This is a genomic window from Mycetohabitans endofungorum, assembly GCF_002927045.1.
GTDB classification, from domain to species: Bacteria; Pseudomonadota; Gammaproteobacteria; order Burkholderiales; family Burkholderiaceae; genus Mycetohabitans; species Mycetohabitans endofungorum.
Window position 1 is genome coordinate 1 of sequence record NZ_PRDW01000034.1, and the last position, 6,764, is coordinate 6,764.

Genomic DNA, 6,764 nt, shown 5'->3' on the forward strand with positions numbered 1-6,764 from the left:
AGCGGTGCGAACCACGTGCCTTACGACACGCTAGCGGCCACGACCATTCAAGGCGACGGGCCGGCGCCAAGCGTATCGATTGACGTTGGCCAACTTGGCGGTATGTACGCTGATCGAATCGTGATGGTTGGCACCGAACACGGCGTGGGAGTGCACAGCGCAGGTAAGATTAGCGCGCAGGCTGGTGATTTGACGCTGACGAGCGAAGGCCGCTTGGTGTCGATGGGTAAGACGACGGCGAGCGGCAATATCAGGCTGTCGGCCGCTGGCGGGATCGACAATCGCGGTACGATCGATAGCCGACAGTACCTGTCTGTGAATACGGGCGCCGACCTCGTCCACAGCGGAATGCTGACGGCCCAGAAGGATGTCACGGTGAACGCCGGCAGCGTCCATTCGACTGGTACGCTCGGCGCGGGCGTGAATGGCGACGGCTCAATGGGCCAATCCGGCGACCTGCAAGTGACGGCGACGGGGCTGTTAAGCGTGACCGGCAAGCACGGCGCAGGCAGCGACGTGTCCCTGACGGGCAGCAACGTGAATCTTGCCGGTAGCCGTACCATCGCAAATGGTGGCCTGACGTTGAACGCCAACGCGGGCGACTTAGACCTATCGGCCGCGACGACGCGCACGCAAGGCGGGATCAAGGCGACCGCATCGGGCGCATTAATTAACGACCACGGCAAGCTGTCGAGCGGCGCGGACGTGACGCTGATGGGCGGCAGCGTATCGAACCAAAGCGGCAAAGTCTCGGCGCAAGGCCCGCTACTAGTAAAGACAGGCGGACAAGTTGCCAATCAGAGCGGCGAGCTGCTGTCGCAAAGTACGGTCGAGGTGCACAGCGGTGCAATCTTGAACCAGCAAGGCATCATCGAGAGCGCCAGCAACATGACTATCGACGGCGCATCGCTGGACAATTCTGGCGGTTGGGTGACGTCGCTCAACCGCGACAGCCTATCCGTCACGACGAGCGGCCAGTTGACGAACACAGCGGGCACGACGGCGAACGGCGCGCAAGGCGGTGTGATCGGTAGCAACGGCGACGTGACGGTGCAAGGAGGAATTGTCGCCAATCACGGCACGATGTCGACCACGGCGAATCTGCGCGTGATCGGACAGCAGTTTGTTGACAATGGCAACGGACTGCTGAAGGCCGCTCAGAACGTCACGGTCGATGCGGGTTCGCGTCTTTATAATGCCGGCGGCACGATCGTAGGACAGGCGGCCACATTGAACGGAACGACGCTGGACAATCGTTCCGGGACCGTACAGGCAGATCGGTTGTCGTTGAACGGGACCGACTTGCTCAATCGCGGCGGCTCCATAACGCAGACCGGAACCGATCCGATCGCCGTCAACGTTAGCGGAACGCTCGACAACTCGAACAACGGCACGCTCAAGACCAACAGCACGGATCTGAAACTTGCCCCCGCGGCGTTGATTAATGACGGCGGTACGCTTTATCACGCAGGCAACGGCACGCTCACGCTCGGCAATGGCACAGGCTCGATTTCGAACGTCAGTGGTAAGATCGACAGCAACGGCCAGATCGTCGTCCAAACGAACACCCTCAACAATACGTCGGGGTCCCTGGTCGGTCAAACCGGACTCACCGCGACGCTCGGCGGCACGTTGACGAACGACAACGGCACATTGGAGACAAGCGCGGGGGCGGCGATCCTTCATAGCACCACGCTGTCGAATCACGGTGGTTTGATCAGCGCATCCCATTTGAGCCTGACGGTCGATTCAACGCTAGATAACGACGAAGGTACGATCAAAGCCAACCAGCTTGCATTGAAGGCGACGGACCTTACGAACCGCGGCGGCAAAATCACGCAATGGCAAGCGTTGCCGATGACCGTTGAGGTAAGTGGCAAGATCGACAACTCGAACGACGGCACGCTCAAGACCAACAGCCATGAGCTAACGCTCGCTCCCGCTGAGCTGATCAACTCAGGGGGCACGATTACGCATGCCGGCACAGGGGTGCTGACGGTGGCGCCGAGTCACAGCGCAGGCCGTCTGAATAATACATCGGGTCGGATCGAGAGCATGGGCCAGGCGCTTATTGAAGCCGGCGACCTAAACAACGTACAAGGGGCCGTGTCGGCCCAACGCGGCATCATCGCCACGATCAAGGGCGATGTCAATAATACGCAAGGACTGATGCGCTCGGACATGTCCCTGTCATTGACGAATGAAGGCGCGCTCGTGAATCAGGCCGGCCATATTCAGGCGGGCCAATCGACGCCCGGCGATACGAGTACGCTCGAGATTCAATCCGCGTCGATCGACAATACTGACGGTTCGATCAACGATCTCGGCACGGGCAGCATGACCGTGCAAGGTACAAACCAAATCGTCAACAGTCATGCGGGCGGTGTTGCCGACATGGGCAAGATTACGGGCAACGGCGATGTGACGGTAAGTGCGGCGTCGATTGTCAACGCGCAAGGTGGCCAACTGAGCGGCGCGACGCTCCACGTTCAAGGGGCCACGCTGGACAATCGTGGCGGCAAAATCGGCAATCTCGCCAACTCTAACGGCGACGTGGACGTGACAATGACTGGCGCAGTGACGAACACGGACGGCTTGATTAGCTCGACGCGCAACCTGACGGTAGCGGCGACCACGCTGCAAGGCGGCGGCACATACGGCGCGGCCAACGATGCAACGTTGCATCTGCAAGGCGATTACACGATAGTCTCCGACACGCAGTTCAAGGTCGGTCACGGCCTGACCTTCACGTTGCCGGGCACGTTCACAAACCACGCGAACCTGCAATGGGTCCCCAATCTGAGCGTCAATGCAGGCAATATCGTCAACTCCGGTTCGATCTCGGCGGTTAGTTGGCTCCGTACGCATTCAGGCCATCTGACCAATACCGGAACGCTGGTTGGCGGCAGTGCGACGATTCAGGCGCACGGTACGGTGTCCAATCTGGGGCCGACGGCGCTGATAGGCGCCTCGGACAGCCAAGGCCTGCTGGAAATTCTCGCGTGCGACATCGAGAACCGCGACGACACGACGGCCACTGACACGATGGCACAAACGGGAATTGTCGGCATGGGTAAGGTCGTGTTGGCCGGAGGCAAGGATGCCAATGGTCATTACACGAGAGCTGCGCTGATCAATAACCAGTCCGCGCGGATCGAGTCCGGTGGCCCAATGCAGTTGCATGCCGACAGGGTCCTGAACACACGCCGCGTGATGAGGACCTCGGGCTTCACCGAAAACGTTGACCCGGCCTTGCTAGCGCGACACAACATCAGCATGCAAGGCTGCACTGCGATTTATATGGAGGCCTGCTACGGTCACAGTGTCCCTTGGGTCGACAAGCCCAGCCCGGAGATGGCGAGCATGATTGGCGGCGCATTCACCGAGCCGCCGCATGGCGGCCAGTGGAACAGCACATATCAGTACACGACCTACGAGGGCAAGGCGGTCGCGAACACCGTGACGGACATCAGCCCAGCCGGACAGATCATCTCGGGTGGAGCCCTCGACGCGTCGGCAGTCGGCCTGCTGCAAAACTATTGGAGCAATGTGGCGGCAGTCGGCGATATCCAGCAACCCACCCACCTGGACATGGATGGCTGGGCCGCCACCGGCCAGCAGGCGCCGATGGTCAGAGTGAGGTACTCGGGGCAGTATCATTACAACAACTACGACAACAGTGAACACAACTGGCAGTTGCCGTTTGGCGATGCGCCGTTCGTCACTGGCCGTCCAAGAGGCTATACGCAAGCGGCACCTGCCGACATCAAGGATTACAGGCTGCCAGGTTACGATGCGACCTGGGGGGCCAGCGGCACGATTTCCGGCACGGGCGTGAGCATCAACAACCCGACGGGCAACGCATCGATTCCGTCGCTCGGCCTGTCCCCCGGCCAGTCGGTGTCAGGGCCGAAGATCAGCTCGCTCAACGGCAACGTGAGCGGGACGAAATTGCCGGGGATGCCAGTACGGGGCAGCGTATCGACGATCGTCGATCCAATCATTGCGAGTGCCACGGCGCTAAACGTGCTGAACAACCTGACGATTCCGCAAGGCGGGTTGTTCAGACCGAATCCCGCACCGAACCCAAGCTATGTGATCGAGACGAACCCCGCGTTCACGAACCACAAGCATTTCATTTCGAGCGATTACTTCTTCAAGCAAATCGGCGTCGATCTTACGCCCCTCGCGAAACGTCTCGGCGATGGATTCTACGAACAGCAACTAGTGCGCAATCAGGTTACGGCGCTCACGGGTAAGGCGGTGCTCGGTCCGCACACGGATGTGCAGTCAATGTACCAGTCTCTGATGGCTGCCGGTGCCGAGTTGTCCAAGTCGCTTGATTTGCCGATTGGCGTGAGCTTGTCAGCCGAACAGGTGTCGAAGCTGACGGGCAACGTGGTGATGATGGAGACGCGCGTGGTCGACGGTCAATTGGTTTTAGTGCCGGTCGTGTATCTGGCGAAGGCTAGCCAGCAAAACATGGACGGTCCGCTGATTACCGCGACAAATATCGATCTGCAGAATGTGCAGTCATTCACGAACAGCGGCACCGTCAAGGCAGAGCATACGCTCGCCATTCAGGGCAAGCAAATCGACAACGCTTTTGGCGTGCTGCAAAGCGGCGACTTGATGTCGCTCACGACCGAGGGCAAGATCGACCTGACGTCGGCCAACGTGAAGGCCGGCAGCCTGCAACTGGATGCGGGGAAAGATCTGGTTCTTGATACCGCGACGAAGACGACGCACCAGGTGAGCCGTGACGGCGCGACGCGTGTCACGACGAGGCTGGGACCGACCGCGAAATTGGAGGTGGCGGGTGACGCGAGCATCGTGACTGGGGGGGACGTCCAGCAGCATGCGGGCAATCTTGTGGTTGGCGGCGATCTCAGTACCGATATCGGCGGTCACTGGACGCTCGGCGCGCAGCAGATTGGCGAGCACAAAATCGTACAGCGTGCGAACGGTGTATCGAACACGGACATCAACCGCGTTGTCGGCAGCTCGGTCAAGGTCGGCGGTATGTCCAATATCAACGTTGGCGGCGACCTCACGGCGAAGGGTGCGCAGATCGACCTCGGGCAAGGCGGCAACATTGTCGCCAAGGGGGACGTGTCACTCGGCTCGGCGAGCGCGACAACGACCACGAACAGCAACAGCTCGGGCAGCGACAGTCATGGCAGCTATGCGGAGACGCTGCATACGTTGAATCAGACACTCACGGGCACGACACTCAAGGGCGGCAATACCGTCAATATCGTGTCGGGTCAGGACATCACGGTCAGCGGCAGTGCGATCAGTTTGGACAAGGGCCGTGCGAACCTGCTGGCGGCCGCAGACGTGAACGTGGGCGCGGTGACTGAAACGCACGTGTTGCATTCGCACGAGACGCATAGCCACAGCAATGTCGTGAGCGGGTCCCAGGCCGCGAGCGGTATTGACCGGACGGCGGCCTACAGTCAAGGCAGCACGATTTCAGCCGACGGCGTGACGATGGCAAGTGGCCGGGACATCAACATCACGGGCAGCCATGTGGTCGGCACGAATGATGTGAAGTTGCAGGCGGGTCGCGATGTCAACATGACGACCTCGCAGGACAGGGTACAGTCGTCGACCTACTACGACCAGAAGGAATCGGGCCTGCTATCCGGAGACGGACTGGCCGTGACGATTGGCTCGCGCGCGCAATCGGACCAGGCGCAATCCTCGCCGGTCACCCATCACGGCAGCGTGGTCGGTTCGGTCAAAGATAGCGTGACGATTAATGTGGGCAACGAACTGCACGTGAAAGGCAGCGACCTCATCGCCGCGAAGGACGTGGTGGGCACGGCGAAGACGGTGACGCTGCAGACTGCGACTGATGAACAGCACCATAGCGGACAACATGCGATGCGGCAAAGCGGCGTGACGCTTGGGGTTCAAACGCCTGGCATCGCAGCGGTGAATAATGTCGTGCAGCAGGCCAGCGCGGGCGCCCACAGTCAAGATGATCGGGTACGGGCGCTGCGCGGGATAGCCGGGGCCAGTGGCCTGTACGATGCGTATCAGTCGGTGCCGGGCGAATTAGGCACGCTGGCCCAGGGCGAGATGCCTGAAGCGAAGCTGACGGTGAGCGTCGGTTCGTCCAGCAGTCGCTCGGCGTTCAGCGAGGACAGTACGCAAGCGCGCGGCAATCGCGTGCAGGCGGGTGGGCTCGCGACATTCCAGGCGACGGGCGAGAAGGGTCAAGGCCAGGGGAACGTGATCATTCGCGGCTCGCAGATTGATGCGCAAAACGTCCACCTTGCGGCCACCGATCGGGTTGATCTGCGCAACAGCACTGACACCGAGCGTGTGCGTCACGACAATGGCTCGACAAGCGGCAGCATCGGCGTATCGATCGGCACGAAGGGGCTCGGGGTGTCGGCGTCGGCCGCGCGTGCCAACGGCGACGGCAACTCGGACGGGGCGATGCAGAATAATACGCACGTTCGCGCACGCGAGACCGTGACGATTAAGAGCGGCGGTGATACGAACGTTGTGGGCGCGAACGTGAAGGGCAATCGGGTGGTCGCCGATGTGCAGGGCGACCTGAATGTGGCGAGCGTCCAGGACACCAGCATGAGTGCGGCGCACCAGCATAGCGCGGGCGTTGGGCTTAACGTGAGCCAGGGCGGGGGCAGTGCCAGCTTCAACGTGCAGAACGGCAACGCGCGCGGCAACTACGCGAGCGTTGCCGAGCAGGCAGGGATCGAGGCTGGCGAAGGCGGTTTTGACATCGCGGT

General features: G+C 61.0%; 1 protein-coding gene. It reads left to right on the forward strand.

The genetic code is table 11. The annotated features are described in order from the left end of the window. On the forward strand, positions 1 to 6,764 hold a 6,764-nt coding region (locus B0O95_RS14945), incomplete at both ends, for a hemagglutinin repeat-containing protein (RefSeq protein WP_104078550.1).